This window comes from Nitrospira sp. (genome assembly GCA_024760545.1).
Classification (GTDB): Bacteria; Nitrospirota; Nitrospiria; order Nitrospirales; family Nitrospiraceae; genus Nitrospira_D.
The window spans coordinates 1,713,285-1,739,074 of the sequence record CP060501.1 but is presented as its reverse complement, the minus strand read 5'-3'; the positions used below and the strand labels follow the sequence as shown (position 1 = coordinate 1,739,074).

The 25,790-nt window shown below is 55.4% G+C and carries 26 protein-coding genes; 16 read left to right on the top strand and 10 right to left on the bottom strand.

Annotated features, from left to right (window positions below; genetic code table 11):
- Window positions 1-4: 4 nt before the first annotated feature.
- The 6 genes from H8K03_08300 to H8K03_08275 all read left to right on the top strand — a co-directional run bounded on the left by H8K03_08300 (window position 5) and on the right by H8K03_08275 (window position 5,059).
- The gene (locus H8K03_08300) at window positions 5-1,066 is read left to right on the top strand and encodes a hypothetical protein (GenBank protein UVT21882.1); all 1,062 of its coding nucleotides are present in this window, start codon (window positions 5-7) and stop codon (window positions 1,064-1,066) included.
- Between the two features lie 102 nt (window positions 1,067-1,168).
- Window positions 1,169-2,266 carry a DUF2914 domain-containing protein gene (locus H8K03_08295; protein ID UVT21881.1) on the top strand — a complete coding sequence of 366 codons (1,098 nt, stop codon included), beginning with the start codon at window positions 1,169-1,171 and terminating at the stop codon, window positions 2,264-2,266.
- 155 nt (window positions 2,267-2,421) lie between these two features.
- The gene (locus H8K03_08290; GenBank protein UVT21880.1) at window positions 2,422-2,745 is read left to right on the top strand and encodes a PilZ domain-containing protein; all 324 of its coding nucleotides are present in this window, start codon (window positions 2,422-2,424) and stop codon (window positions 2,743-2,745) included.
- Window positions 2,746-3,095: 350 nt separating this feature from the next.
- Window positions 3,096-3,806: a hypothetical protein gene (locus H8K03_08285; GenBank protein ID UVT21879.1), complete on the top strand. Its 711-nt coding sequence runs from the start codon at window positions 3,096-3,098 to the stop codon at window positions 3,804-3,806.
- Between the two features lie 386 nt (window positions 3,807-4,192).
- Window positions 4,193-4,633 (top strand): S-adenosylmethionine decarboxylase, encoded by a 441-nt coding sequence (locus H8K03_08280; GenBank protein ID UVT21878.1) that lies wholly within the window; start codon window positions 4,193-4,195, stop codon window positions 4,631-4,633.
- Window positions 4,634-4,720: 87 nt separating this feature from the next.
- A complete protein-coding gene (locus H8K03_08275; protein ID UVT21877.1) occupies window positions 4,721-5,059 on the top strand; it encodes an SCP2 sterol-binding domain-containing protein in 339 nt (112 codons plus the stop codon).
- Window positions 5,060-5,065: 6 nt separating this feature from the next.
- Here the strand turns inward: H8K03_08275 and H8K03_08270 are convergent, their stop codons facing one another.
- From H8K03_08270 to H8K03_08240, 7 genes are all read right to left on the bottom strand, one after another.
- Window positions 5,066-8,251 carry an efflux RND transporter permease subunit gene (locus H8K03_08270; protein ID UVT21876.1) on the bottom strand — a complete coding sequence of 1,062 codons (3,186 nt, stop codon included), beginning with the start codon at window positions 8,249-8,251 and terminating at the stop codon, window positions 5,066-5,068.
- Between the two features lie 83 nt (window positions 8,252-8,334).
- Entirely contained in the window at window positions 8,335-9,537 is a 1,203-nt protein-coding gene (locus tag H8K03_08265; protein UVT21875.1) for an efflux RND transporter periplasmic adaptor subunit, read from the bottom strand.
- Window positions 9,538-9,552: 15 nt separating this feature from the next.
- Window positions 9,553-10,197 (bottom strand): TetR/AcrR family transcriptional regulator, encoded by a 645-nt coding sequence (locus H8K03_08260; GenBank protein ID UVT21874.1) that lies wholly within the window; start codon window positions 10,195-10,197, stop codon window positions 9,553-9,555.
- A gap of 196 nt (window positions 10,198-10,393) precedes the next feature.
- Entirely contained in the window at window positions 10,394-10,777 is a 384-nt protein-coding gene (locus tag H8K03_08255) for a PilZ domain-containing protein (protein UVT21873.1), read from the bottom strand.
- Window positions 10,778-11,028: 251 nt separating this feature from the next.
- Complete coding sequence (locus H8K03_08250) at window positions 11,029-11,418, bottom strand: PilZ domain-containing protein (protein UVT21872.1); 390 nt, start codon at window positions 11,416-11,418, stop codon at window positions 11,029-11,031.
- A gap of 127 nt (window positions 11,419-11,545) precedes the next feature.
- Window positions 11,546-12,046: a hypothetical protein gene (locus tag H8K03_08245; protein ID UVT21871.1), complete on the bottom strand. Its 501-nt coding sequence runs from the start codon at window positions 12,044-12,046 to the stop codon at window positions 11,546-11,548.
- A gap of 31 nt (window positions 12,047-12,077) precedes the next feature.
- Window positions 12,078-12,647, bottom strand: coding sequence for a hypothetical protein (locus H8K03_08240; GenBank protein ID UVT21870.1), 570 nt, complete (start codon window positions 12,645-12,647; stop codon window positions 12,078-12,080).
- 119 nt (window positions 12,648-12,766) lie between these two features.
- Here H8K03_08240 and H8K03_08235 point away from each other — a divergent pair, with 119 nt between their 5' ends.
- The 6 genes from H8K03_08235 to H8K03_08210 all read left to right on the top strand — a co-directional run bounded on the left by H8K03_08235 (window position 12,767) and on the right by H8K03_08210 (window position 18,246).
- Entirely contained in the window at window positions 12,767-13,264 is a 498-nt protein-coding gene (locus H8K03_08235) for a sulfopyruvate decarboxylase subunit alpha (protein ID UVT21869.1), read from the top strand.
- Window positions 13,261-13,842: a sulfopyruvate decarboxylase subunit beta gene (locus H8K03_08230; protein ID UVT21868.1), complete on the top strand. Its 582-nt coding sequence runs from the start codon at window positions 13,261-13,263 to the stop codon at window positions 13,840-13,842. Before H8K03_08235 ends, H8K03_08230 begins: the two co-directional genes overlap by 4 nt.
- Window positions 13,843-13,920: 78 nt before the next feature.
- Window positions 13,921-15,003, top strand: coding sequence for an alanine--glyoxylate aminotransferase family protein (locus H8K03_08225; GenBank protein ID UVT21867.1), 1,083 nt, complete (start codon window positions 13,921-13,923; stop codon window positions 15,001-15,003).
- A complete protein-coding gene (locus H8K03_08220; GenBank protein ID UVT21866.1) occupies window positions 15,000-15,719 on the top strand; it encodes a phosphocholine cytidylyltransferase family protein in 720 nt (239 codons plus the stop codon). Before H8K03_08225 ends, H8K03_08220 begins: the two co-directional genes overlap by 4 nt.
- Before the next feature lie 84 nt (window positions 15,720-15,803).
- Window positions 15,804-17,213, top strand: a complete 1,410-nt coding sequence (locus H8K03_08215) for a CDP-alcohol phosphatidyltransferase family protein (GenBank protein UVT21865.1) — start codon at window positions 15,804-15,806, stop codon at window positions 17,211-17,213.
- Between the two features lie 25 nt (window positions 17,214-17,238).
- Complete coding sequence (locus tag H8K03_08210) at window positions 17,239-18,246, top strand: flippase-like domain-containing protein (protein ID UVT21864.1); 1,008 nt, start codon at window positions 17,239-17,241, stop codon at window positions 18,244-18,246.
- Here H8K03_08210 and H8K03_08205 read toward each other — a convergent pair.
- Together H8K03_08205 and H8K03_08200 are read right to left on the bottom strand one after the other, a co-directional pair.
- Window positions 18,222-18,593, bottom strand: a complete 372-nt coding sequence (locus H8K03_08205; protein ID UVT21863.1) for a PilZ domain-containing protein — start codon at window positions 18,591-18,593, stop codon at window positions 18,222-18,224. The genes H8K03_08210 and H8K03_08205 overlap by 25 nt on opposite strands.
- A gap of 126 nt (window positions 18,594-18,719) precedes the next feature.
- Window positions 18,720-19,118 (bottom strand): PilZ domain-containing protein, encoded by a 399-nt coding sequence (locus tag H8K03_08200; protein ID UVT21862.1) that lies wholly within the window; start codon window positions 19,116-19,118, stop codon window positions 18,720-18,722.
- A gap of 406 nt (window positions 19,119-19,524) precedes the next feature.
- On the opposite strand from H8K03_08200, the gene H8K03_08195 reads away from it, so the two are divergent.
- The 3 genes from H8K03_08195 (at window position 19,525) to H8K03_08185 (ending at window position 23,267) form a co-directional block, all read left to right on the top strand.
- Complete coding sequence (locus tag H8K03_08195) at window positions 19,525-21,531, top strand: carbon starvation protein A (GenBank protein UVT21861.1); 2,007 nt, start codon at window positions 19,525-19,527, stop codon at window positions 21,529-21,531.
- A 204-nt stretch (window positions 21,532-21,735) separates the two neighbouring features.
- Window positions 21,736-22,233, top strand: a complete 498-nt coding sequence (locus H8K03_08190; GenBank protein ID UVT21860.1) for a YajQ family cyclic di-GMP-binding protein — start codon at window positions 21,736-21,738, stop codon at window positions 22,231-22,233.
- 17 nt (window positions 22,234-22,250) lie between these two features.
- Window positions 22,251-23,267: a hypothetical protein gene (locus H8K03_08185; protein UVT21859.1), complete on the top strand. Its 1,017-nt coding sequence runs from the start codon at window positions 22,251-22,253 to the stop codon at window positions 23,265-23,267.
- 8 nt (window positions 23,268-23,275) lie between these two features.
- On the opposite strand, the gene H8K03_08180 is transcribed toward H8K03_08185, so the two are convergent.
- A complete protein-coding gene (locus H8K03_08180) occupies window positions 23,276-24,376 on the bottom strand; it encodes a hypothetical protein (protein ID UVT21858.1) in 1,101 nt (366 codons plus the stop codon).
- 303 nt (window positions 24,377-24,679) lie between these two features.
- Between H8K03_08180 and H8K03_08175 the strand changes: the two genes are divergently transcribed.
- A complete protein-coding gene (locus tag H8K03_08175) occupies window positions 24,680-25,324 on the top strand; it encodes a hypothetical protein (GenBank protein ID UVT21857.1) in 645 nt (214 codons plus the stop codon).
- The last annotated feature ends 466 nt before the right edge of the window (window positions 25,325-25,790 follow it).

Here is a 25,790-nt window from a genome sequence, read left to right as displayed (position 1 = left end):
CACCGTGCGTGAGCAGCGTTGGGAAACGACGGCGCCATTGACATTCGGCCAGGCTCTTGCGGTGGGGGATCGGCTTGCCACGCTGGGATTGAAGCCGATCGCCCCGGCCAACGATGTGATCTGCTACATTGAGGAATGGACGGTTACTTCTCCCGACGACTTCGATCACCTGGATCCCTGGGCGACCGAAGACGTCACGCAGATTCATGTGCGGGAAAAGTGGCGCGGCGATTTCTTTCTCCTATCCGGGGCCTATCACACGGTCTACCAACGTCATCAAGACATCGGCACGTACTGCTCGATCAGCCATCCCTGGCGAATTCGAGAGGTGTTGCGGTATCACGATCAACGCGGCATGTTCTGGATCGGGTTTCGGCATGCTCACTCGTTCATCCGCATTCGGCTCCAAACCCAGGCGGTGATCACCCCCGGGGAAACGCGCGGCGACGCCGACCGGATGCGCTGGTTGGATGAGCGGCGCGCGGCGTTTCTGGAAGCGATTGCCGTCTTGGATCTGCCGATTGAAACGCATGTGGAGAAGAATGCGGTCGTCCTCCGGTCTTCCGACGCTTCCATTCCCTTTTTCTGCTCATGGCCCGATGCGTTCGGTCCCTGCCAGTTCGAGTACAACACGTCCGATGCGTTTGAATTCCTCGTGCCGGCCAGCAAGCTTGCGGAGACGTTCAACCCGGAACCGGCCGGAGTTCGGGCCTATCTGACGGGGTTTTCTGAAGCAGCCTTGACGGAGTTCCAGTGTATCGAGCCGGGCGCGAGGCTTGCCTATCGCTGTTCGGTCCACTGTCCACTGGATGATCTGCCCGAGGTGCTGGACACGATTCAACCCGACGGCGTCCTGTACGCCACGCTTTGCGAGTTTCAAACACAGGCGTTGGTGCCTGACGGTGAGGATGCCTCCGCGATCATCGGAATCGTCGGACTCAAAGGGCAGTTCAAGATCGAAGCCCGCCTCAATCAAACGCCGCTCCCGGCAGATGCCATGGCTGCATGGCTGGAACGGGTGATCGGCCATCCTGTCGGCTATGCGCCGCTCCCGGCGTTCATCTGATCAGTTGATGACACCGGCTAGCTAAATGCGCCGCGGTTCCGTAACAGCATTTTCGTTGATCAATTCACACAGATTTTGCACAGTGGGGCCATGAGCCCTCTTGTGAGAATCCAATCTCTGCTCGCGAAACCCTTCATGCCGGCGGTGTTCTTTCTCTCGGGCGTCACCTATGACACCGTGACCCTCACGCGGATCGACCGGCTCCAGGATAACCTGGTCCTGATGTTGTATCTCGCATTGCTCGGTGCCCTGGTTGTATTGACCGGACGATTGGGCATTGAGGCTCTACCCGATCGTGAGCAGCTCACAGGGTGTTCCTCTTTTGCGCGATGGGTGTTGAAGAGTCGTCCATATTACCCGATGGCGAGTCAGTTCTTGCTGGGCGGTCTCTTCAGCGCCTATGCGATTTTCTATTCACGGAGCGCCACATTGACCGGGACAGCGGTCTTCTATGTTCTCCTCATCATGCTCTTGGTGGCCAACGAGTTTTTGCGTGATCGATTGTCGAATCTCCGGTTGCTTGTCAGCCTGTACGCGGTGGTGTGTTTTGCCTTTTTCACGTTCTTTCTTCCTGTGATGACGGGGTACATGAATGTGGTGGTCTTTTTGGTCGGAGCCGTCATGAGCCTGGCCGTTACGTTCCGTGTAGTTCAGCTGATTTATCGCAATAATCCTGAGCGGTCGAAACAGGAAGCGATCGGGGTTTCCGTCCCTGCCGCCGGATGTATCGCTCTCCTCGTAGGTTTCTATTTTCTGAATTGGATCCCGCCGGTGCCGCTGTCGCTCAAGTTCGGCGGGATTTATCATGAGGTCAAGCGAACCGGCGATCAGTTCGAGCTATCGTTCGATAAACAGTGGTATCAGGTCTGGAAACGTTCAGATACGACCTTCCCTTCCGAGGAACCGATCTATTGTTTCACGGCGGTGTTTGCTCCCGTCGATCTCAACACGACGATCTATCACCACTGGTATTTCCGTCCGAATGATAAGACGCCCTTCATGCACGCTGACAGAATTCCCATCAAGATCTCAGGCGGACGCGAAGGAGGGTATCGGGCCTATAGCTTCAAGCAGCGTCTCGATCCAGGGGACTGGCGGGTGGATGTAGAGACCGAAAATGGCCGTATAGTGGGACGCATATCGGTAAAAGTCGAAACTCAAGTTGAAACACCCCTGACACTGGCGACCGTATCCTATTGACCTCTTGGTCAAGAGATATCAGCGGCGATCTTGGCGTCAAACGTCAGCGTATGGAGCCGGTACGAACGTCGGTGAGAGAACTCTAGCGGTTTCGCCAATTGTCTTTGGCATCGTCCATCCTCCTGCTATGATGCCGTCAACAGGAAGGATTGCCGATGGGATTCAAACGAAAGCATTCTCGTGTTGATGTCGGCCGTATCGGTCGGTTGCAGCGAGGGGCACTCTCGGCACCCTGCAAGGTTCTTGATGTCAGCGAGTCCGGAGTGCGCCTTGAGAGCCGTCTGTACGTCAAGAGTGGGGAGGAGCTCCGACTCGTGATCGAGCTGGAGCGTGGAAAGACCTTAACCTGTGAGTTGGAAGTTATCCACGTGCGGCCTCCTAAATTAGGTGCCAAGATTATTTCGATCAGCCCCGAGAATCGAGACCGATTGACCCACATTCTCGATGACCAAGTCCAGCGTAGTCTCTCACGTGGCTAAGCAGCACCGGCATTAAGCCAGCGGGCCCCATTCGGCCGTGGTTCCTCATCTGAAGCATTGTAGCGACGGGGGTTAGGTCATCAGGTCGTGTAGGTCGCGGTCCGCTTCCAACTCCTCCAGGCCATATCACTGGAAATCGTGCTTGATTGAAAGAATTCTTCATTCTCGGAAGACGCCACAGCTCCTTGCTCACCTTTTTCCGGCGACCTGGGTCGTGCACGTGCCTCGTCGCTCATAATCTGCGGGAAAAGCCAGTTCAGGTGAGAAGCCTGAGGTGGGTGTTCGACAACGGCGAATAATCGCATGTGTTAGGGTAAAGAGTGCAATGAAGGTCGGAAGAGAGCTGCAGGATGGCAATAGCATCGTTTCAGGCTACGGTGAGTCGGATCAGGGACTTGACGCACGACGTCCGAGAACTGGAGCTGACGCTTCGCGAGCCGAAGGAAATCGCCTTCAAGGCAGGTCAATTTATCTCATTTGACGTGCCGAAGGACGGCTTTCCGTATCCGGTCACGCGTCCCTATTCGATTGCCTCACCTCCTTTCATTTCTGACCGGTTGCTGCTGCTCTTCAATTTGATACCGGGAGGCCCTGGGTCGACTTACCTCCATGGTCTTCGGGAAGGCGATCCGGTGACCTTTAAGGGGCCGGCTGGGTCTTTTTTTCTGCGGGATGACCTAAACAAGCGGATCCTGTTTGTCGCAACCGGAACAGGAATTGCGCCTTTTCGATCCATGCTACTGACGTATCTTGAACGGAACAGTATTCAGCCGGTGACGCTTGTTTGGGGTCTACGGTACGAGCGTGATCTGTATTACCAGGTCGAGTTTCGAGCATTGGCAGACCGTCATCCGCAGTTCTCATTTGTGACGACCCTGTCTCGCCCTGGACCGGGCTGGACAGGAGCCAAAGGGCGGGTGAATGGGCTCATCGAGGAACGAGTCACATCGATTAACGATTTAGCCGTCTATCTATGCGGCAACGGACGCATGATCAAAGACGTAACGACAAGTATCCAGGCCAAGGGGCTCTGTCCTATCTATCGCGAGCAGTATTATTAATGAAGCAAGAATGGACTGCCTGACGGGAGCGATGGTTATCGGTGCGACGTCTGAGGCTTCGGTCCCAGTCTGGTCGTGTGCTGAAAGATGCACTTTGGACAGGTGTAATGGATGAACTGCTTGCCGCCGACCACTCGCTTCTTCATGAGAACCTTGCACCAGGTGCAAAGGCGATCGGGTAATTCTATCCGGGACATGTCTAAGGAGGATTCCATGGGGTGTATTGTTTCCTGAGCGTTGAGACCTTGTCAACCGATTGACGAGGGTCTCGCCAATAGAGCCGAAATTTTCTTGACGTTCACGTGCGCGGCGAAAAAATCATGGTATAGTTCACGCATGACAGTTCCTGTCTGCTCAACCCTCTTACAGAAAGGGAACAACCCTCTATGAGTACCTCGGCTAGTTCCGAGTCCACGATCTTACCGACCAACGCCCCTGCGGCTGCTGCTCGACCTGTCCAAGACATGGTGGGAAGCGGCAAGGCATGGGGACTCTGCACGGCAGTTGACCTCCACGATTGCAATCCCGATCTTATCCGTGACGCAGCCTATATCAAGCGCTACGTCGTTGAGTTGTGTGAGCTCATCGATATGAAGCGCTTCGGTGAATGTCAGGTCGTCGATTTCGGCGAAGGCCCTGTGGCTGGGTACTCCATGGTGCAGTTGATCTCGACCTCATTGATCAGTGGTCATTTCGCCAACGAAACCAATCACGCCTACCTCGACATTTTCAGCTGCAAGGGCTATGATCCCGCGGTCGTCGAGTCCTTTTCGAGGGAGTTCTTCGGCGCCCGGCGCAGTGTCGCGACAGCGACTCTCCGGTACTAGAGGGTTTCAACCACATGAAGATTGCTTCGGGGGCGCGATAGTGCGCCCCCGAAAGCTTTCATTATTATTGAGGGACTACGTCTATTCATGAAAGCCAAGACCATCAGAGAAGTGCTCGATGCTCTTCCGTCAAAATTGGATAAGGATGCAGCGGAAGATGTCGAAGCGGTGTACCAGTTCGATCTGCAAGGGACTCAAGGCGGCCAGTATCAACTGCTGGTGCACAACGGCACCTGTGTCGTGAAGGACGGCACCCACGCCGATCCGCATGTGACCCTGTCGATGGCCGGAGAAGATTGCATCAAGATCCTCAATGGACAGATGAGCGGCATGGCGATGGCGATGTCCGGGCGTTTGCAGATCACAGGGGATATCGGGCTGGCCATGCAGCTGAAATCTTTGTTCCCAAACGCTGTTGAGAGTTGACGAGCGTCACTCCGTGACAGGAACCTCGCCGGCCGAAGCTTGCAAGTGATCTCCCGTCTGCAAATCAAGTCTTCTTGGGAACCGTTCTTCTAAAATCGCGTACAGCGTTGGGACGAGAAACAGCGTGAGGAGCGTGGAGACGCTCAAGCCTCCGACGACCGCCCGTGCCAAGGGCGCGTTGGTTTCGCCGCCGGTTCCGAGGCCGATCGCCATGGGAAGGAGGCCGAAGACCGTGGCCAGTGAAGTCATGAGAATCGGGCGCAGTCTGGTTCGCGCTGCGGTCACGACCGCACGGTGAAGTGGTTCGCCTCTACGGCGGAGCACGTTGGTGTAATCGACCAGCAGGACGCCGTTCGAGACGACGATTCCGAACATCATGATGATGCCCATCATCGATGTGGTGGACAACGTCGTATTCGTCAGGAAGAGGATCAAGATGACACCGGGAAAGCCCATCGGCACCGAAAACATGATGATGAATGGATCGATGAGCGACTTAAATTGTGCGGCCATCACCATGTAGACCAACACGAGCGCCAGGACGATCGCAAACTGCAACCCTTGGAAGGTTTCGCGCTGCTGCTGAATTTGCCCCGCCAGCTTGATGCTGAACCCGGCCGGCAGCTGAAGCTCAGCGAACGACGACTCGAGGTCATCGGCGATCTCGCCGAGCGGTCGATTGATTGGATTCGCCGTGATATGGACCACGCGCTGGAAATACTTCCGATCGACTTTCACCGGTCCCGCATTCAGCTTGAGCGACGCTACGTTCTTCAGCAAGACCGGCTCACCGACTTTGGTCGTGAGTAAAATATTCTCCAGATCGGTGAGATTCTTCCTGTGTTCCTCGGCAAGCCACGCGCTGATGAAATACTCGTTGCCGTTTTGCGGGTCCGTGTAAATGATCGGGTCGGTCTGTCCGTTTCCGTTCAATGAAAAGAGCACGGCGTTGGCGACATTGGCTTCACTGATGCCGAGTAAGGCCGCTTTCTCTCGATCGACGGTGACGTTGACCTCCGGGTAGTTTTCTTCCCGGCTCGGTTCGATATCAGCCAGGCCGGGAATCCGCTCCATGATCTCCTTGACGCGGGCGATGACGTCCCTCGCTTTGTCGAAGTCATATCCATAAATTTCCACGTCCACGGCCTTTTGCGAGCCGAAGCTGGTGACGCGTTTGACGAGACCTCCGGGATCGAAATACATCGACACGCCGGGGAAGAGTTTGACGATCTTGGGACGCACATCGTTCATGATCTCGACCTGATTTCTGGTCCGCTTCGCCGGGTCGGCGAGGTAGACTTGAATCGAAGAGGTGTGGGGGCCTGTATTGGGATTGAAAAGGGACGAGCGGCCTTGTGACAAAATCCCCGTGCTGGAGACAATCGTCTCCAGTTCGGTAGCGGGAATGTTCGCGCGAAGGACGCGTTCGACTTCCGAGACCTGCTGCTCCGTCTTTTCAACTCGTTGGCCGACGGGAGCGCGTAGGACGATGCGAAATTGGCTCTCATCGGACACCGGCAGGAATTCCGTTCCGATCATGGGAACCAAAGTCAGCGATCCGACGAAGATCAGCAGGACCGCGATGATGAAGATTCGGCGATGGTCCAGTACCCACCGTAACGAGTCTTCGTAACTCCTATCGAGGGATTCATACCGCTTTCGGCTCCACTCCATCAGGTTGACAAACCAAGTCGGCATCGACCGCCAGGCCTCTTGCTCGGGCTTGAGAAATTTGTAGCAGAGCGCCGGCGTGACCGTGCGGGACACCAAAAAAGACGTGAAGAGCGCAATGGCGATCGTGACGGTTAATGGAATCAGCAGCAGACGCGCGACGCCGACGACGAAAAACATCGGGAGGAAGACCACCACCGTCGTGACGGTGGAGGCAAAGATCGGCATCGCCACCTCCCGTGCGGCGTCCAGAATACCGGTCCACCGATTGGGATTGGCATTGAGATGGCGTTGGATATTTTCCAGTTCCACGATGGAATCATCAACGAGGCGGCCGATGCCCAGTGCGAGTCCCCCGAGCGTGAAAACATTGAGCGTCTGTCCGGTGAAATAGAGCACGATAAACGTCACGAGCATGGACAAGGGAATGGCAACCGAAACGATCAGGGTACTGGTGAGGTTGCGCAGGAAGATGAGAATCACAGCCGCTGCCAACAACGAGCCGTGGAGGGCCTGTTCAACGAGATTGTCGATGGATTGCCGAATGTAGAGGGATTGATCGAACGAGATGCCGAGCTTCACTCCTTCGGGAATGCCGAACATCTTGGGGAGCGCGGCGCGCAGGGCGTCCACGACTCCGACCGTATTGGCGATCGGTTGCTTGTTCACTCGAAGAAATACCGATTTGGCTCCATCGGCATGCACGATGTTCGTTTGAATGTCGGACGAGTCCGTCACGGTCCCCACATCGCGTACGCGAACCGGGTTGCCCAGCGGATTGACTTTCACGATGACGTCTTGGATCGGCTCGACCGTCCGAAACTGATTGTTGGTGAAGACGTTGTAGTCCAGGTTGCCTGCTTTGATATCGCCTGAAGGCAAAATCAGATTGGCGGCTTTGACGGAATTCACGACGTCGAGAATCGAAAGCCCGCGCGCGCTGAGCAGCGCCGGATCAAGGTTGATGTTGATTTGGCGGATCTTCCCCCCCTCGACGGTCGCCGCCGCAACATTGGCGATCTGTTCGATTTGTGGAGCGATGGTGTTGTATGCCAAATCGTACAGTGCGCGTTCGTCCAACTCGTCGCTCGATACCGACACGATCGAGACGGGAATATTGGAGACGTCGAACTTGACGATAAAGGGCTGCAAAATGCCGGGTGGGAGGCTGTTCAGAATCTGTGTGATGCGCTGCATCACCTCCATTTGTCCGACGTTGATGTCTGCTCCCCAATTGAACCAGATTTGCACCGCGCCGATACCCTGCTTACTGAATGACTCGACGTGTTCGACATTGGAGGCTGAGCTGACCGCTTTTTCGATCGGGTACACGACGCTCTGTTCAATATCGAGAGGAGGCGCCCCTTTGTAAATGACCCCTACGAAGGCGACCGGGACCTGGATTTGCGGGAAAAGATCAACGGGCAATCGCTGGAGGGACGTCAAGCCCAATACCACCATCGCGAGCGATAGCATCAGGATGCCGATGCGATTGCGTAATGCGAGTAAGGTCAGCCACATATCGGAGAAACGGAGTAATGATCGCTGAGTGCTGATCAGGAGGTCATCTTAAGAAATAGGGCAAAGCGTGTGATGGACCCCGTTCAGCTCTTCCCTTCAGTATTCAAGTCCGATGGCTGAGGAAGGGGTTGAGTGCGCACGGGTGTGCCGTCGTGTATTATATCTTTGCCGGAGACGATGACCTCTTCACTACCGATCAGACCTTTGGTGATTTCTACGCGGTTCCCGTTACGGGCACCGATTGCAATATCTACCCGTTGGGCTTTCCCCTCCCGAACGACATAGACGTACTGCGTATCCTCCAGCCGACTGACGGCGTCGATGGGAATCTGCAACGCCTGATGATGGATCCCCACCATCACTTCAACTCGGGCGAACATGCCGCCTTTTAGCCGGAGATCCTTGTTGGGTAAATCGACTTCCACAGTCATCGTTCGCGTTGCACGATTCAAGGCTTGAACGATACGCGTGACGGTTCCCTGGAACACGTGGTCCGGGTATGCTTCAGCACGAAGCTCAGCCTTTTGTCCGATCTTCACCAGCGGAATCTCTTTTTCGACGACTTCGATCAGAACCCGGACGGTATTGATGTCGTGCAGGCTCATAATGCCCCGCGACATGGTCGATGTACTTGCGGTCGCGCCGGTGACATAGGCACCGGTATCCAGATTTCGTTCCGCGATATAGCCGGCAAACGGGGCGCGGATATAGGAGTAGGTCAGATTAGTCTCCGCTTGAGCCAGTGCGACCTCCATCTGTTTGACCTGCGCGTGCAAGGATTCTTGTGCGGCGATGGCGGCATCAGAGTTGACCTGCGCGTTGTCCAGATCCTGCTGCGAAACAAATTGATCTTTGATGAGGGCTTGCATGCGATCGAGGGTCAGTTTGGCGTTGCGCACCGCGGCGTCTTGTTGTGATACTTTCGCCTTGGCCGCTGAAAGATTGGCTTTTGCCTGATCGACAGCATGTTGATAGTCCGTATGGTCGATTTCGACGAGCAACTGATTGGCCCTCACAAAATCACCCTTATCGACATGCAGTTTCGCGATGTAGCCATCGACCCGCGAAAAGACATTGACGACTTGATAGGGCGAGATGTCCGCCGTATAGGCCAGGCGAATATCGAGATCCTGCCTCAGCGGGGATATCACTCCTACCGTGATAAGCCGTGTCTTGTTGGTGTCGGTTTTAGCGCCTGTGCTCAGACGGAAGACGACAAGAGCCGTGACGGCGAAAAAGATGATGACCCCAAGGATCACAAATGGATATCGGGATAGTTGGCTCATATCAGTGCTGGTCGCTTACGCGTTCGGCGATTGTCGAACAAGCCCGCCAAGGAACAGCGACACATATTCCGCCACCGTTTCTTCGTGGGTCAGGTGCATCGGCAAACCAAAGATATCGTGCAGCAGTCGATGGTGGACGATGATCCCGAAAAACGCTCTGGCCGTAAGCAGTGGATCGACCGGACGGAACGCGCCGTCGTCAACGCGTCGGCGAATATAGCCGGCGAGGAGATCGTGAAAGACGCGATACTGCTTCTGAAAAAACATATCGGACAGTTCATGTCCTTCCAAGGCACTGAACAGGAGCAGGCGAAGCAATGTCGGATCCGCACCCTTTCTGATTCGATAGCTGGCCAGCAACGTGAAGAGCCGTGCATCATCTTGCCTTTTGGCGGCTTCTTCGACTGCCTCTCGTAGCCCGGAATATTGGGCTTTTTCCGCTAGAATCGCGGTGTACAGCGCGTGCTTCGTCGGGAAGTGTTTGAAAAGCAGGGCCTCGCTGACACCGGCTGCCTTGGCGATTTCCTTCGTGGTTGTTCCGGTAAACCCATTGGCTGCAAAGAGGGCGGCCGCGGCACTGATCAGGCTGGCTTGTCGCTCATGACCTGATGTTCGCGAAGGTGAATGTAGTTGCGAAGATGGTTTTTTTGTTTTGCTCATGGTGAGTAAGTGGTTACTCACCAGAAGCTAGCATGTGGTCATATCAAAAACAAGGTCAGATGACGTATCGGCATGGAAGAGATAGAAGGCTCGGCGACTACATATAGTCAGGTGGTTGTCTCGTCCTAGGTTATAGGGATCTCATTGTCAAAACATAGCTTCCATTTCCCAGTCACGATCGCCGGCAGCGAACCAACTAGGCCTGACCAACGCCTTGGGAGCGGAGGAACGACTGCAGGCGGCTGCCGTCGCGAAGGCTGAGTTCGTTCAGGATGACACCAAACAGGTGTCCCTTTGTCCAGGCTACCGTCGCTTCCACGACGAACAAGAGATCTTCACTGTCAGCGAGATACAAGAACAATGTCAGATCCATACCAACTTGAACACGGACATCTCCACGAATGCCCAACCCACCATCAGACAGATCTACTACCGTACCGTCACCGATCAGGACGTCCTCTCCCTTAATTCCAGAATACATCAGGCCGAAGGACACGCTGGTCCTTGTCATTCTGCGGCGTTCGATCGAGCTATAGGACTGATGGGCTTGAGAGCCGCTTATGTGTTTCATCTGTCTCATAGTCACTCTCCTCCTGTTGGGACTTCGTTATGGATGAAAGCTACCGCTGAGCGCCGACCTTGCCTTCCCCCTAGGGGAGGGGTAACCGTCCATCCAGAAGTGGGGTGAGATATGAACGGTCAATCAACAAGTCGGTATCAATTCGAAAGACAAGCGTGACGATGAAACAGTTTACGAGTTGCTTGGAACCGGTGTGCCGTTTGAACGGGTTATAGAGTAGGGGAAACCGACAGGGTGCAGTGGAGGAGGGACTACATAAGTCGGAATCGTGTACGTTGATCACTCACGGTGGTGTGGGAGATGCTCTTCCAGATGAACGCTTGCAGCCGTTTTCGGTGGTCGTGACTCAGGTCCATAAATCGGACGGAAAACTGGCAACCTGAGACCCATACAACATGCGCCGATTTGATCGAGAATTGCGGTAACCCATCGGGCAGGGCAATGATAAGGGTCAGTAATGTCCCGCGCGTGACGGGGCGGTCACTGATAACATGGCATCCGGAAACTGATATGTTTTTGGTGAGCCCTTCGCCTTGGTGCGGCTGTGTTGGAACCTCACCGACGTAACGCACTCGACACGTGACAGCGACGCGTTCGGCGTAACGGCTGTCCAGTGGCACGTAGGATTTTCGACTATTCATCTTAGGCCTCGTCATCATAGCCGCGTTCAGGATATTTTCCTAATCAATTCAATAATCGGGACGGATGTCGAGACGCCAGCGCATATGAATGGGGATTCTGGGACGAGCTTGGAACAGCAGATGATCGTCAAAAGGCAGTGGTGGAAGTGCCGTCGGCCAGTTTTTCAGGAAGCGTCCGACTTTCAAAGAAGATGATCCCGCGATCGATCCCGCTTTCGAATCGCAACGTCACTTCAGTGAGAAGACCTTGCCACGCATAGACCTTGACCGGCCCGACGGCGATCTGTCCCGGCGTTCGATCGAGCGGCCCATACGTCGCTTGAAGATAGGTCAGGATTCCATCATGGGTGTCTTTACCGCTGTAACGAACCGTGACTCGACCGAACTTCTTCTCAAACGTGGTAAACCGTATGGAATCGACCGGTGTCGTGCCAAGCGCGGGAGGTTGCTCTCTCCGTTCGTAAATCTGTACGCGACCTGAATCCTCGACCTTCACGAAGCGCTCCGTCTCGGACAAGATTGTCCCCCAGGAGATGCCTTCGAATCCATTGGGATCGTTCACGATGGGCACACCCAATGCTGTAGGCACCAATCCCAATAGACAGAACAGCATTGCTGTGATCGGCATGACCCGCTCGGAAAGATGCCTGTCCATTGACCTACTCTGCGGAATCGGTAATGTCGTCGTTGAACCGCGGCGCGAGCGTGCGACTATCGATAAAGATGTAGCCACGTTCCGTACCGGCTTGATACGTCAAATTGATTTCGGTGTCCGAGCCACGCCAGTTGTATTGTTGGGTGAGTCCACGTGCCATTTGCCCAGGAACGCGCTCCAGTTGCCCGAAACGGGTTTCCAAGAAGCTCAGCACCTGCCTATGGACGTGGTTCCCTTGATACCGAATCGTGACACGCGCGAATTGGTCATCCACCGTAATATAGAGGATACTGGTCACCTCGGTTCCGGCAAAGGCTGCCGGCGCTGCCTTGGGAAAATACTCGACGATATGCGGGCTTGTCCGGATTGTTTCCAGGTCCTGGCGGGAGGACAAAGACGCTCCCCAAGGAATATCCTGAAATCCTTTCGGGTCGTTGGTCATGGGAACAGCCCATGTCGTGCCGACACCGATCATGGCCGTGAGCATCACACCCAACGGCCACGTGCGGGTTGCTAGGCGGAGGGGACAGTTCATGTGCGCTGGTGAATCGGAGAGCACATCGGGTGCACTCACGCTAGCATGCTGCTGGAGCGAACACAACCGCCGATCGTCCTTGAGAAGGCGCCGAGGCGTATTTTATAATGCGCCGGCTTTCGCAGGCGTGTGCCGGTTACTTCTGGGGGGAGCGCTCAGTGATCGAGAGTGACGTGTTCGTACAGGCTCTGCAGGACATGGGAGTAAATTTTTTCACCGGTGTGCCGGATTCGATTCTGGGAGGAATTATCGCGGAGTTGATGACCCGCCGGCTCTATGTCCCTGCGGTCCGGGAGGATGAAGCGGTCGGCATGGCTGCGGGCGCATATATGGCGGGGAGAACCCCGGCTGTGTTAATGCAGAACTCAGGGCTCGGCACCTCCCTGAACGCGCTCATTTCCCTTAATCTGATTTATCAACAACCCTGTGTGCTGATTGTGTCATGGCGGGGCCAAGGGGGGAAGGACGCTCCGGAGCATCTGGTGATGGGCGAAGTGATGCCGCAATTGCTCGATACGGTCAAGATTCCACACCGTACCTTGACGGAACACACAGCGATCGAAGATTTCAGATGGGTTGCGGCGACGTTTATGACACAGCGGATTCCGGTCGCGCTTTTTATTACGAAGGGTGTGGTGAAGGGGTTGCACCCATGAGGCCCGAGCAAGGCACCTTGGTCAGTCGCGCGCAAGCCATGGCCGCCTTGCTGGAGTTGCTGACGGATCAGCCGGTCATTATCTGCAACGGGTTTCCCTCTCGGGAGGCTCACAAGATTGCGGATCGGCCCACTCATTTCTACATGATCGGTTCTATGGGCAATGCTCCGGCTATCGCACTTGGGGTGGCACTCGCAAAGCCGAATAAACAAGTCGTCACCTTTGACGGCGACGGAAATGTCTTAATGGGCATGGGCACACTCGCGACCGTCGGCGCGTTGAAACCGAAGAATTTCATTCACGTGGTCTTTGACAATGAAGTGTACGGTACGACCGGCAATCAGCCCACCATCTCCAATGTGGTGCCGCTGGAAAAAGTGGCGAAGGCGGCAGGTTATGTCAATGTCGAGCGGGTCCTCGACCGTGATGATCTGATCTACGAATTCAAGGACATGCTGAAGAAGGATGGGCCCAGCATGCTGCTCATCAAGGTCAATGAATTTGCGGAAGATGCAGGCCGTGTCGTGCATGATCCGTCGGACATTACTCGCCGGTTTATGAAGGCGATCGAGGGGTAGTAGACGCGACGAGCTTGTACTCGCTGCACGTGCACGACTCGCGCAAGACGCAGTCTCTGTAAGAGGAAGGGTCGAAGAATGGTTCTCTTGAATCCTGGGCCGGTGAACGTTTCCGAGCGTGTACGGCAGGCGCTGCTAAGGCCCGATATTTGTCATCGCGAAGCCGAATTTTCAGAACTGCTTCACCGTATCCAAGCCAAACTGCTCAAGGCGTTCGTCCCTGGGGCTGAATCCGAGTACGTCGCTGTCGTCATGACGGGGTCGGGAACGGCTGCCGTCGAAGCGGCTCTAATGTCGTCGATCCCGCACGGCCGTCGTATGCTTGTCCTGAACAACGGTGTCTATGGCGAGCGGATATCTCAGATCATCGGGCTTCATCGCCTCGGTGTGAGCGAGTTGAAGTACGACTGGACGGCTCGGCCGGATCCTGAACGGCTGCTGCTTGCCTTACGGCAGCACCAGGAAGTGCATGTTGTCGGGATGGTGCATCACGAGACGACGACCGGGCTTCTCAACCCCGTCCACGAGATCGCCGAAATTGTCGATAATCAGAATCGCGTGTTTGTGCTCGATGCGGTGAGTGCGCTGGCCGGCGAGACGCTCGACATCGCCAAGTCGCACATCTACATGGTGGTGGGGACGGCCGGCAAATGCATTCAGGGATTCCCGGGCGTATCGTTTGTGCTGGTGCGGAAGGGCTTCGTCGAAAAGATGCGCTCATATCCGAAACGGTCTTGGTACCTCCATCTGACGCATTATATCGACAACGACGGCCAAGGCACGATTCCGTTTACCCCGGCGGTGCAAGTGTATTATGCGTTCGACGAAGCGCTGAATGAATTGCTCGAAGAAGGTGTCCCGAATCGCATCCAGCGGTATAAGAAAATGGCGACCATGATCCGCGAGCGAATGGCCAAGCTTGGCGTGAAGGCCCTCCTCCAGGCGGACCGACAATCGAATACCATTACGGCGTATCATCTGCCCGAAGGGGTTTCGTACCAGTCGTTGCACGATCGACTCAAGCAGCAGGGCTATGTGATCTACGCCGGGCAAGGCAACTTGGAAAATAAAATTTTCCGTGTCGCCAATATGGGAGCGTTGACCGAGGCGCAATTTGGCGGGTTTCTCGATGCCTTCGAACAGGCGTGCAAGGCAGCATGAAGGCGATCATTCTGGCCGCGGGAGTCGGAAAACGGCTGTGGCCGGTCACGCAACATCGCCCCAAGTGCCTGATAGAGATCGGTGGACGGTCGCTCTTGCATCGCTATCTGGAGTCACTGGCCGGCGTCGGGGTCCGGCGGGCGGAGATCGTCGTCGGATACAAGCAGGAAATGATTCGTGCCGCGGTCGAACACGATTCGTGCGGTGTCGGCGTCACGTTTCTGGTCAATGAGCAGTTTCACCGGGGCAGTATTTCCTCCCTGTGGATTGCGCGAACCGCGTTCGACGACGATGCCATCGTAATGGATGCCGATGTGCTCTTTCACCGAGAGATCCTCCGGCGTCTGGTATCGTCGCCCTTCGAGAATGCGCTGTTGATGGATGAGACGGTCAAGCAGACGGGAGAGGAATGCATGGTGGTTGTGGCGGGCGGTCGGGTGATTGCGCTGACCAAGAAAATGCCCGAACAATACGATTATGCGGGCGAAGGCGTGGGATTTCTCCGGGTTCGGCATGCCGACACGCCTCGGGTCGTTTCCTCGCTCCATAGCTACATCGATCGAGGTGCGTGGGATATGGAATACGAAGACGCGCTGCTGCCGTACTTTCAGGAAGTGAGGGTCGGCCATGAAAAGATCGGAGGCTTGCCTTGGACCGAGATCGATTTCATCGAAGACGTGAAAAAAGCTGAGTTGGAAGTTTTGCCAAAATTGTGAGAAAGTCTTCACCATGAGATGTTCGATGCAGAAGGGATCTGCATCGTAGACCGATGACTGGCGCGTTCGATTGCATGTGGAATCATGAGTAAGAGTATTCTTCAGCGGAGAGCCGAGATCCAAGGGTTGGCGACCGCGATCCTCCTGCCTTCCGTTGGGGTCTTCGGCGGACCGGCCGGGTCTGAGGTCGGTGAAGTCGGACCTCTGACGAGCGTCGTGGGAATCGGGCTCTTTCAACGCACCGTGCTCACGTTGCAACGGGCGGGGATTCGCCAATTGATCGTCCTCTCCGGTTCCGAAGAGGAACAGCTGAAACAGGCATTGGGGAAAGGGCCGCGCGTGACGATTCCTGTCCGGTGGATGCCGATTCGAGAGTTTCCGCTGGATGACCCTCGGACGTGGGAAGCGTTGGCGGCAGAGGTGCATGGCTTTGCGTTGGTCGCGAGCGTCAATAGCGTGTTTTCGCGCGGATTGATCGAGCAATTGCGCCGCGACGTGCGGGAAGGGCAGGCGATCGTGGTCGCCCAGCCTAGACAGGGGGTGCCGTTGAAAGTACCGCCCGGTCGCCCAAAGACTTTTGCATCGACTCGTCTGGACGATCCGAGTCTGCGGGTCGCTGAACTGGTTGTCGTACCGGCGACTCTCATGAATGCCGGGAATCATGTGGTTAATGAGAAAGGAAGCCCTCCAATCCGCCAGTGGATCGAGCGGGCGGCAGCGGACGGTCGCGTGCGTGTCGTTGCGACTGAAGAGAAGCGGGGTACCTGGTATCAGAATGTCCGAACCTTGTCTGATGTGGAGTGGGCTGAAAAGAAGCTGTTCAATTCGCTCAAGGGGGAATTTGAAGGGTTCGTCGATCGGTACTTCAATCGGAAACTCTCCCGTTGGTTCACGCGCCTGTTTCTCGCCGCCGGCCTCGCACCTAATTCCATCACCGTTCTCGCCGGATTGATCGGTCTGGTCGCCGCGGCGGGATTTGGGCTGGGAACATACACCGCCGGTATCGTGGCGGCGGTGTTGTTTCAATTGGCCGCCGTCATCGATTGCTGCGACGGTGAGGTCGCGCGATTGACCTTTACCGAATCGCCCCTCGGCGCCTGGCTGGATATCGTCCTGGACAACATCGTTCACATGGCGATTTTTGCGGGTATCGCCGTAGGGCTGTATACGACGCAGATCGGACGAGAGGATGACTGGATTCCACTCATGCTCGGCGTTGCGGCGGTCTTGGGCAACGGGATCTCATTCTTGCTTGTCGAGAAGGCGCAAAAGATCAAAGCAGTCAGCGGATGGAGCACTCCCGATCATGCGGCTTGGGCGGATGTCATGCTGAAAAATGTCGCCAGCCGCGATTTCTCGGCGGCCTTGCTGGGGTTTGCGTTGTTCGATCAACTATATTGGTTTCTTCTCTTTGCGGCAGCCGGCTCCTTACTATTTGCCGGCGCCATGGTCTGGGTCATCCGCCCGTCTGCCGTCTCGTCTCCTCGACCATAAATGCCGCGTTCGCCATCCGACTAACGTGTTGCGCTATATCCTACTCGCCCTTGGCCTCATCGTTCTGAGCCTTCTTGTCTGGCATATTGGCCCCGCCAATATCTACGAGGCCGCGACACGACTCGGTCCGGCATCGTTGCTCGCCATCCTGATCCCATCTTTCATGATGTATTCCGTCGAAGCCTATGGGTGGAAAGTGGTGTTGGGGCGAGCGGCACAAGGAGTTCCGTTTTGGCGACTGCTTACGATTCGGACCGCCGGCGAAGTGGTGAATATGACCACTCCGACGGCCTACCTGGGGGGCGAACCGCTGAAGGCCTATCTGCTCAAAAAGTATGACGTTCCCATGACAGAAGGGGCCGCTTCAGTTGTGATTGCCAAGACGACGATGACGATTGCCGAAGTGTTTTATATCCTCACGGGTATCGCCTTGGCCTTTTGGATTCTCGGTGCCGGGAGTTCAGCCGGGCAGACGATCACCGCGGCGCTGTTGAGTGTCGGCCTGCTGGTGTGTTCAATCGCAGGGTTCGTATTCATCCAACACCGGGGACTCTTTGCGTCGATCTTATCGCTCGTTAAGAAACTTGGATTGCGAATCAAGAGCCTGGAAGCAGAGGAAGAGCACTTGCGCTCGATCGACCAGACGATTCGGAATTTCTACAGCCATCATCAAAAGGCCTTTTATGCGTCGATGGGGGTATACTTTTTGGGCTGGATGGCTGAATCGTTGGAGGTGTTCGGGATCATCTACTTACTCGGCGGTTCGGTGAGTGTGTTGTCCGCTCTCTCCATAGGGGCGCTCGCGGTATTTATCAAGGGCGGGTCCTTCTTTATCCCCGGCAGTTTGGGTGCCCAGGATGCCGGCAATCTTCTGTTACTCCAAGCGTTCGGCTACAGTGACGTGACGGGAATCACCTTCGCATTGCTGCGACGGTTCCGCGAACTCGTCTGGATCGGCATCGGACTCTTGTGCTTGGCGATGGTAGGAAAAGGCAGAATCCCTCAGGATCAGGAGGTGGAAAACCCTTCCTGAGCAATGGTCCGGAGCCGTTCGAGCATGCGGTCCCACACAAAGCCGTGCAACCGAAAATCTGCCGCCCGCTCCACTTTGTGAAACTGAAGACCTATTCGATTACCCTGGACCCATCGAACCTCGGCCTCGTCAACCGGTAGGGACTGTGTTTGATCCGGCAGGATTAGCCGCACTTGGAGCGTCGTCTTTTCCGGTACGGTATCGGTACATTCAATTGTGCAGCCGAACACCGTGAGGTTTACGACTTTCCCTTCAGCAATCATCTCTGCGTCGGAAAACATCACCGGGTACTGCACGGCAAGCGGCACTCGGTAGTGGTGACGTTGATAGGTGCGTGTGGCTTCCACGGTGGCCCAGTTTAGTCGGCCTTCTACCGGCGAGTGAATCCCTCTTTCGTGGGGACAACGCGGAGTCATCAAACTCGATTGGCTGCTGTCAGAGGAGTGGGCAGGGCACGTTTAGGCGGAATCGCGTCAGACGGAATAGTGTCTGGCAAGGTGATAACGTTGGAACTGCAAGACATATTTGATCAGCAATTCCCGGTTCTGTGTGGTCATCCGAATGAAGCGGGCGTGGAGACGATAGGTGTTGCCTGGATAGGCGATGGGAACCAGCCGCAACACTTCGATGGGGGACTTGAAGAGCACCTGGTCAGGAAGGAGCAGGCTGCACGTGAGAATCTCGCCGGCCTGGTGGAGTGTCTCGACCACCACCCCGATGCCGCCCCCGCTCAGATTGACGGATTTCTCGGTGAACTCCCCTTCGGTGTCGTCCGTCTCAGGCTGAAGGCGAATGGGCAGCGTGACGTTGATCCGGTAATATTCTCGGCGGTCTTGCCCATTAGGCGAAGGATTAGGGGTATCTGAGGACATGATCAAGAGAAGTATAGCAAAAATTGAGACGATTTGAGGAGCGGCGAGGTGAAAGTTTATGCGAGGGCCTCTCGCGCGTGACGGTGGCTGGGTCTTAACGACAGCGATGCGGTTATGGAGCGGGAAATGACCTAGGTTGAGAAAGTTGGCGCTTCAGTCATATGGAATTCATCGTCTGATATCAGCGTCGCAGGTGTCTGAGATTGGGCAATCTCGTCTTTCCGTTGAATAGGTAGTTGCCCAGTATGCCGTATAGATTGTAATCCACGAACAACGGGCGATCGGCCAGAAGAAACGGTGAGGCCGCCAGCATGCTGTCGATCGGCCTCAAAAGTTCTGCAAACTCAAAGAATGATTGGCCCTCGTTCGATTTACAAGCGCCTGGCGGATTGTTAGGATGCCGCGCATGAAGGCGGCGGTAAATCTGCTCTGGGTGCTGCTCTCGCTCCTCGGCGCCTTGGCGCTTGCTCATGTGACGGGCGCCATCAATCCCCATGAAAAGGTCAATGGTCTCTGGCTGGTCGTGGCGGCTGCCTGCATGTATGTGCTGGCCTATCGGTTCTATGGACGGTGGTTGGCCACGCAAGTTGTCGTACTGAACAATCAGCACGTCACGCCGGCGGTGCGGTTAAACGACGGCGTCAATTTTCATCCCACGAATAAGGTCGTGCTCTTCGGCCATCACTTTGCGGCCATCGCCGGAGCCGGGCCGCTCCTTGGTCCGGTGTTGGCGGCACAATTTGGATTCATGCCCGGTTTTCTGTGGCTCGTGATCGGTGCCGTGCTTGCGGGGGCAGTGCAGGATTTTATCATTCTGGTTGCCTCCATGCGACGGAACGGCCGCTCGTTGCCCGAGATCGCGCACGATGAACTCGGCTCGCTCACCGGCACGGCGACGGCGATCGCGGTGCTCTTTATTGTGGTGGTGGCACTGGCAGGGTTGGGCTTCGCGGTCGTGAATGCGCTGTACCATAATGCCTGGGGAACCTTTACGATTGCGATGACGATTCCGATCGGCTTCCTCATGGGCTTCTATCTCCAGAAGTTTCGTGCCGGCGCCGTGGCCGAAGTGTCGATCATCGGTGTCGTACTTTTGATCGTAGCGGTGCTGTTCGGACGCGTCGTTGCGCAGTCGCCCTACGCCTGGCTCTTCGAGTTCGACAAGCCCGCGCTGATCTGGCTGCTCGCCGGGTATGGATTTCTGGCCTCGGTATTGCCGGGCTGGATGTTGCTGGTGCCGCGCGGCTATCTCTCGACATTTATGAAACTCGGCGTCGTGTTTCTGCTGGGGGTTGGCGTTATCCTCATGGCGCCGACGATCGAGATGCCGCGTGTCACGAGTTTTGCCGCCGGCGGTGGCCCGATTATTCCCGGTACCCTCTTCCCTTTTCTCTTCATCACGATTGCGTGCGGGGCCATCTCGGGCTTTCACTCGTTGGTCTCCTCCGGCACGACGCCGAAGATGATCGAGCAGGAATCTCAAGCGGTGGTGGGGTATGCGGCAATGCTGCTGGAAAGCTTTGTGGGGGTGATGGCATTGATCGCAGCTTCAGTGCTGATTCCCGGCGATTACTTGGCGATCAACACAACGTTAAGCGCCGATACGCTGGCGGCCATGGGGTTTGCTCCAGCGCGGATTGCCGAGCTGTCACAATTGGTGGAAGTCGATGTGGCGGGACGTCCGGGCGGCGCGGTTTCATTGGCGGTCGGCATGGCGTCTATTTTTTCGGCGCTGCCCGGCATGTCAGGTCTCATGGCCTATTGGTATCAGTTCGCGTTGGTGTTCGAAGCGCTCTTCATTCTGACAACAATTGATACGGGCACACGCGTGGCTCGTTATCTCATCCAGGAAATGGCAGGCAAGGTCTATGCGCCCTTTCGCCGGATGAACTGGGTGCCTGGTGTGATGGTGAGCAGCGGCTTAGTCGTGGGAGCGTGGGCGTATTTGATCGGGACGGGCAGCATTTCAACCATTTGGCCGATGTTCGGTGCGGCAAACCAGCTGCTGGGTATGTTGGCCCTCTGCATCGGGACGACCGTGCTGATCAAAATGTGGAAGGCGCCCTATCTCTGGGTCACGGCGCTGCCGATGCTGTTTGTGGGCATGATCACTTTGACCGGTTCCTATGAGATGTTTTGGATGTTCTTGAAGAAAGCGGCGACGTTGGCGGCCGGGCAGGCCTTCGCGCTCTATCTGGATGCCGTGCTGGTGGCGCTGGTGGCGGTGCTGGGTGTGATTGTCTTGAGCGATAGTCTGAGGCAGTGGTACGGCTATGTCGTGCTGAAAAAGCCGTTCACGAGCAGCGAGGTGGTGGTGTCGGCGGGTGGAGGATCGGCAGGACGAATGCAGGCGGCAATTCATTGTGATGCTGAGAAAGGGTTTAAGTTGCCGCATGGGACGGGCTGTTGCTGACGGATGTTGAAAAAGGGCTCCAGCTGCGTTCTCGCATGGCTCAAGGGCTCAACATACCAAACGACGTATGCCTCGCCTTTTCGCTTGCTGCGGTCTTGCTCGTGGAACGGCGCGTCTTGGCGCGCTGGGGTTGGGCGGGTAAAAACGGCGGCCTTTTGAACATCCGTAGGATCGGGCACAAACTGAAAGATAAGGGGTTGACACATGGCTGATCAGTTTTCATTTGATGTCGTGTCGGAAGTGAATATGCAGGAGCTGAAGAACGCGCTGGATCAGGCGACGAAGGAAATCAAGCAGCGGTTCGATTTCAAGGACTCGAAGACCGAGATCACGCTGAAAGAGAAGGAAAAGGAGTTGGTCGTGGTCTCGGACGACGAGTACAAGCTGAAAGCGGTGCAGGAGATCGTCAAGGCCAAGTGTGTGAAACGCGGGGTGTCGCTGAAGGCCTTCACTCAAGGTGCGATCGAGCCGGCGTTGAGTGGGACGGTGCGGCAAACGGCCAAGATTCAGAGCGGATTGGCATCAGACAAAGCGAAGGAAATCACCAAGGCGGTCAAGGATTCGAAGTTGAAAGTCCAAGCGCAGATCCAGGGCGAGCAAGTGCGGGTGCTGAGTAAGAGCAAGGACGATCTGCAGTCGGCGATCGCCTTTTTGAAGAGCAAGGATTTTGAGATCGATCTGCAGTTTACGAACTATCGCTAGGCGACGTGCACACCCTCATGCGAAACCTCGTTGCGGCTTTCGTTCTCACGGCCGCTCTTGTCGGTTGCGGTCGCAGTGACGCGATCGTCGTCATCCAACTCCATCCTCAGAATCCCGATATCATCTACGTCGCCACGAACGACTACATCTATAAGTCCCGCGATGGCGGGCAGACGTGGGCGAATTTGTCTCAGGGAATGAGTTATTCCCGCGTAATCGCCATGGCGATCGATCCGGCGTATCCCGCGACGGTCTATGCGGGCACCAAGGGTGATGCCGTCTATAAGAGCCATGATGGCGGGCAGCGCTGGACATCGATGCGCACCGGACTTGATGATGCGACGATCACGTCTGTGGTGAATCAATTTCTTTTCGATCCCGCCGATGCGCAACATATCTTTCTTGCCACCACGATGGGAGTGTTCGAAACCAGGAACGGGGGCGAACAATGGAAGAAAAAAATGGAAGGCATGAAGGAAGTGCTGATGGTCGTGACGCTGGGCATGGATCCCACCAGACCCGCTATTTTGTATGCGGGAACCAGCGGCGGTGTGTACAAGTCAATCGACCAGGGCGGTCATTGGGAGAAAGTGAATAATGGACTGGTGCCGCCCGACATGCTGAAAACGTCGAGGGCATTGAACGTCACGTCGATTCTGGTCGATCCGTCCGAGCCTGATACGGTTTACGCCGCCACGCTGGCAGGGCTGTACAAAACAACCGATGCGGCCAAGGCGTGGAAGCGGATCGGGGAGTCGCTTGCCGATCAGATGATTGTTGGGATGGTGCTCGATCGCGCGCGTCGAGGTGTGATCTACATTACGGGACGGGACGGAGTGCATCAGAGTGAGGATGGCGGCTTGACGTGGAAGGCGATTAATAGCGGATTCGCAACCACCAACGTTCGAACAATCGCGCAAAGTGCAACGGATCCGAAAGTGTTCTATGCCGGGACCAACGGCAGCGGGCTCTATCGCAGCAAGAACGCGGGTGACACCTGGGAGCCGATGCCGGTGGTGGGAGGGGGGCCGTAACGGAAGGATTACCGCCGTCTGCTGTTCAGATCGGAATCTCCAATCGAGGCGCCGACTCCTCGGCGTGGAACGGTCGAGGTTCCTTCGTAGTTTTGCGATTTGTCGACCTCGAAACCGGTGCTGTTGGGGACGACCGTATCCTGTATATCCGTTCCCGGTCGGTGCGGAAGGTTGCTGTCATGAATATCATTGCCTCGACGCGGTCGGAGTGATTCACTGACTCTGCTGTACGGGGAAACGGCAGAATTGATGTCTGCTCCGAACTGGGAATTCAACTTGGTGTCCTCGATGTCCCCTCCGATTCGTGAGCGCAGGGTCGTGTCTTGAATTTCCATTCCTGTCGGAGCCGATGACGGCGGCTTCTTGGCCTGAAACTCTCTCCTGATCGCTTCTTCCTCCTCTTGGATTTTCACTTTGACCCGGCCGCTGCTTTCATAGTCGACCCCGCTGAGACTCTCTTGTGCCTCGTTCAATGTGTCCAAGCGCGTCTTGAGTCGAAACAGGTCCTCACGCGCGCGTGCAACTGTCCCGACAATTTCACCGAGCGTGAATTGACGAGCGAACGTTCCAAGCTTGGGAGCCACGCCAGCACCACCGCCGAGCCCTCCATTACCCGTGCCATTTCCGGGGCCGGCGACAGTGGCCCCTTGTCCCTTCCCAAACCCTGTCGAATTGTAGATACCCTTTTGCTGAACGGCTTGTAGGATGTGGTTCGCTTCATCGATCAAGTCAATGATGTGTCCCGGCGCATCGTTGCCCGTCATGCAGCAGGAGAGGAACGTTCGATAGCGGTCTGAAAATTTCGATGCGGCATTCTGCAATTCAACGATTTTTATGGGATCGCGTTCCGGAAGATCGAAGCCGCGCTTTCGCGCGCTTTCTCGAAAAGCCTCTACTGTCTCCTGGTCGTACAGCGGTTGACAGTCTGAGCTTTTCTTCGTTGAAATTTGTTGGTCGGATGTCTTGCCCGGGCACCAATAGACGGGAGCCGGTTGGTTGAGGGGATTGTCGGGATTGAAGTCCTTCGCCCCGGTCTGCTCGAGACCAGAGAGCAAGAGAATGAAAAAGAAGAGGCCTGCAAGTGGGATGGTTGAACGTTGCGTATGCATGAAAGCATTTTCTAACTCAAGTCCTTGGAAGTCAACGAAACCTCAAGAGTTGGAGGGCCGAAAAGATTTCGGTTCCCACGAAGACCATGCACAACCGTATGGAGAAGGGCAAAATGATCGAAAGTTGCCCCTCCCATGACTTCTCAATATCTCCTGATAGCCCAGATAGATGAGAACTGATGATTATATACATGACAAACCCATGTACATAGGATATATCAGTTCCCACTTTCGCCCACTTAGGTGGGTGACAGGCTGGAATAGGCCAGGCTATCCTAGCGGCCTCTTTCAAAGGAGTGGGACATGGCTGAATTGTGGCGGCTGTTTGTTGGAGAAGGATGGGAGGCGATGAAAAAATCACCTCTCGCCGGATTGAGCCTTCTTATTATTGGCTTTTTGGTTGGTGGGGTCTGCATGAAATGGTATCTCGATGATAGGGTAAGCAGCCAAAATGAACGGATGGAGCGTCTGAAAATAGCTGCAGGCATGGCTATACCATCTGCTAAGACTCCCTTGCTAGAACTGACGAATTCAGAATTGAAATTCAAAGCAAACCGGTTAGTGGAGCGGATTAGATATATCGTGGAGATTAATCATAAGCACATAGATTCCAGGCGCAATGAGAAATTGCAAGGCCAGATTACAGATGAACAATACAGAAATCGCATTAACGAAGAAAACTATAGAGCTTGGATGCAGTTCGAGACGATCAGAGTTGAGGCATTAATGACATCAGATGAGCTTCGAGAACGTCTTGCCTCTCGCATCCGTGAAAAGATTGAGACTGCTAAGCCGCATTTTTACTCAGCCGATGAGCCGAAGGCAGAGGTAAGTCCTCTTCGGCTTCTGACACGGCCATTTATTGTAGATGCAGCCCTTATGCTGGCGGGAGAGATTGAGGAACTGACTAAATTGCAGCTTGAAAGATTGGAGACCTGTAAATGTTAGATGCTGAGCTTATTAATGACTTGCGCAGTTCGATTCCTTGACAGAATCGCTATTTCACTCGTACGCTATCTGTCCTCTTTTTCATATCCACTTGAAATCAAAGCGGATTCCTTGACGAAATCAAAGGCATGATGGTATGCACGGGATGGGGTCAGTGGTGCCCCTGTTTTAGCTGAGTTTCCCATTTCTGAGTAAGTTTTAGTGAACCTCTGCAGGCGGGTTCACTTTAACTGAAAGGGGGTGGGGAAAATGGATAGTAAAGGGAAGCTGAGGAAAAGGCCGCGCCCTGAACGCGGCCCGATCCGACGACCAATCCCTAGCTTACCATTCGTGATCAAGCGGTAATGCTAGAGCGGGGTGTTTAACCACCACTGACCCCACAGTGGGAGAAAGTGGTTTAAGTATTACATGGTTTTTAAAGTTTGGCAAGGGGGTGTAGAATGGGCCTTATGCCGAAGGAAAAGCC

Excerpts from the sequence above, each read along its gene's own strand:
- H8K03_08290 (UVT21880.1), top strand. The coding sequence starts at position 2,422 with ATGGGATTCAAACGAAAGCATTCTCGTGTTGATGTCGGCCGTATCGGT.
- H8K03_08285 (UVT21879.1), top strand. The coding sequence starts at position 3,096 with ATGGCAATAGCATCGTTTCAGGCTACGGTGAGTCGGATCAGGGACTTG.
- H8K03_08280 (UVT21878.1), top strand. The coding sequence starts at position 4,193 with ATGAGTACCTCGGCTAGTTCCGAGTCCACGATCTTACCGACCAACGCC.
- H8K03_08275 (UVT21877.1), top strand. The coding sequence starts at position 4,721 with ATGAAAGCCAAGACCATCAGAGAAGTGCTCGATGCTCTTCCGTCAAAA.
- H8K03_08270 (UVT21876.1), bottom strand. The coding sequence starts at position 8,251 with ATGTGGCTGACCTTACTCGCATTACGCAATCGCATCGGCATCCTGATG.
- H8K03_08265 (UVT21875.1), bottom strand. The coding sequence starts at position 9,537 with ATGAGCCAACTATCCCGATATCCATTTGTGATCCTTGGGGTCATCATC.
- H8K03_08260 (UVT21874.1), bottom strand. The coding sequence starts at position 10,197 with ATGAGCAAAACAAAAAAACCATCTTCGCAACTACATTCACCTTCGCGA.
- H8K03_08255 (UVT21873.1), bottom strand. The coding sequence starts at position 10,777 with ATGAGACAGATGAAACACATAAGCGGCTCTCAAGCCCATCAGTCCTAT.
- H8K03_08250 (UVT21872.1), bottom strand. The coding sequence starts at position 11,418 with ATGAATAGTCGAAAATCCTACGTGCCACTGGACAGCCGTTACGCCGAA.
- H8K03_08245 (UVT21871.1), bottom strand. The coding sequence starts at position 12,046 with ATGCCGATCACAGCAATGCTGTTCTGTCTATTGGGATTGGTGCCTACA.
- H8K03_08230 (UVT21868.1), top strand. The coding sequence starts at position 13,261 with ATGAGGCCCGAGCAAGGCACCTTGGTCAGTCGCGCGCAAGCCATGGCC.
- H8K03_08225 (UVT21867.1), top strand. The coding sequence starts at position 13,921 with ATGGTTCTCTTGAATCCTGGGCCGGTGAACGTTTCCGAGCGTGTACGG.
- H8K03_08220 (UVT21866.1), top strand. The coding sequence starts at position 15,000 with ATGAAGGCGATCATTCTGGCCGCGGGAGTCGGAAAACGGCTGTGGCCG.
- H8K03_08215 (UVT21865.1), top strand. The coding sequence starts at position 15,804 with ATGAGTAAGAGTATTCTTCAGCGGAGAGCCGAGATCCAAGGGTTGGCG.
- H8K03_08200 (UVT21862.1), bottom strand. The coding sequence starts at position 19,118 with ATGTCCTCAGATACCCCTAATCCTTCGCCTAATGGGCAAGACCGCCGA.
- H8K03_08195 (UVT21861.1), top strand. The coding sequence starts at position 19,525 with ATGAAGGCGGCGGTAAATCTGCTCTGGGTGCTGCTCTCGCTCCTCGGC.
- H8K03_08190 (UVT21860.1), top strand. The coding sequence starts at position 21,736 with ATGGCTGATCAGTTTTCATTTGATGTCGTGTCGGAAGTGAATATGCAG.
- H8K03_08185 (UVT21859.1), top strand. The coding sequence starts at position 22,251 with ATGCGAAACCTCGTTGCGGCTTTCGTTCTCACGGCCGCTCTTGTCGGT.
- H8K03_08180 (UVT21858.1), bottom strand. The coding sequence starts at position 24,376 with ATGCATACGCAACGTTCAACCATCCCACTTGCAGGCCTCTTCTTTTTC.
- H8K03_08175 (UVT21857.1), top strand. The coding sequence starts at position 24,680 with ATGGCTGAATTGTGGCGGCTGTTTGTTGGAGAAGGATGGGAGGCGATG.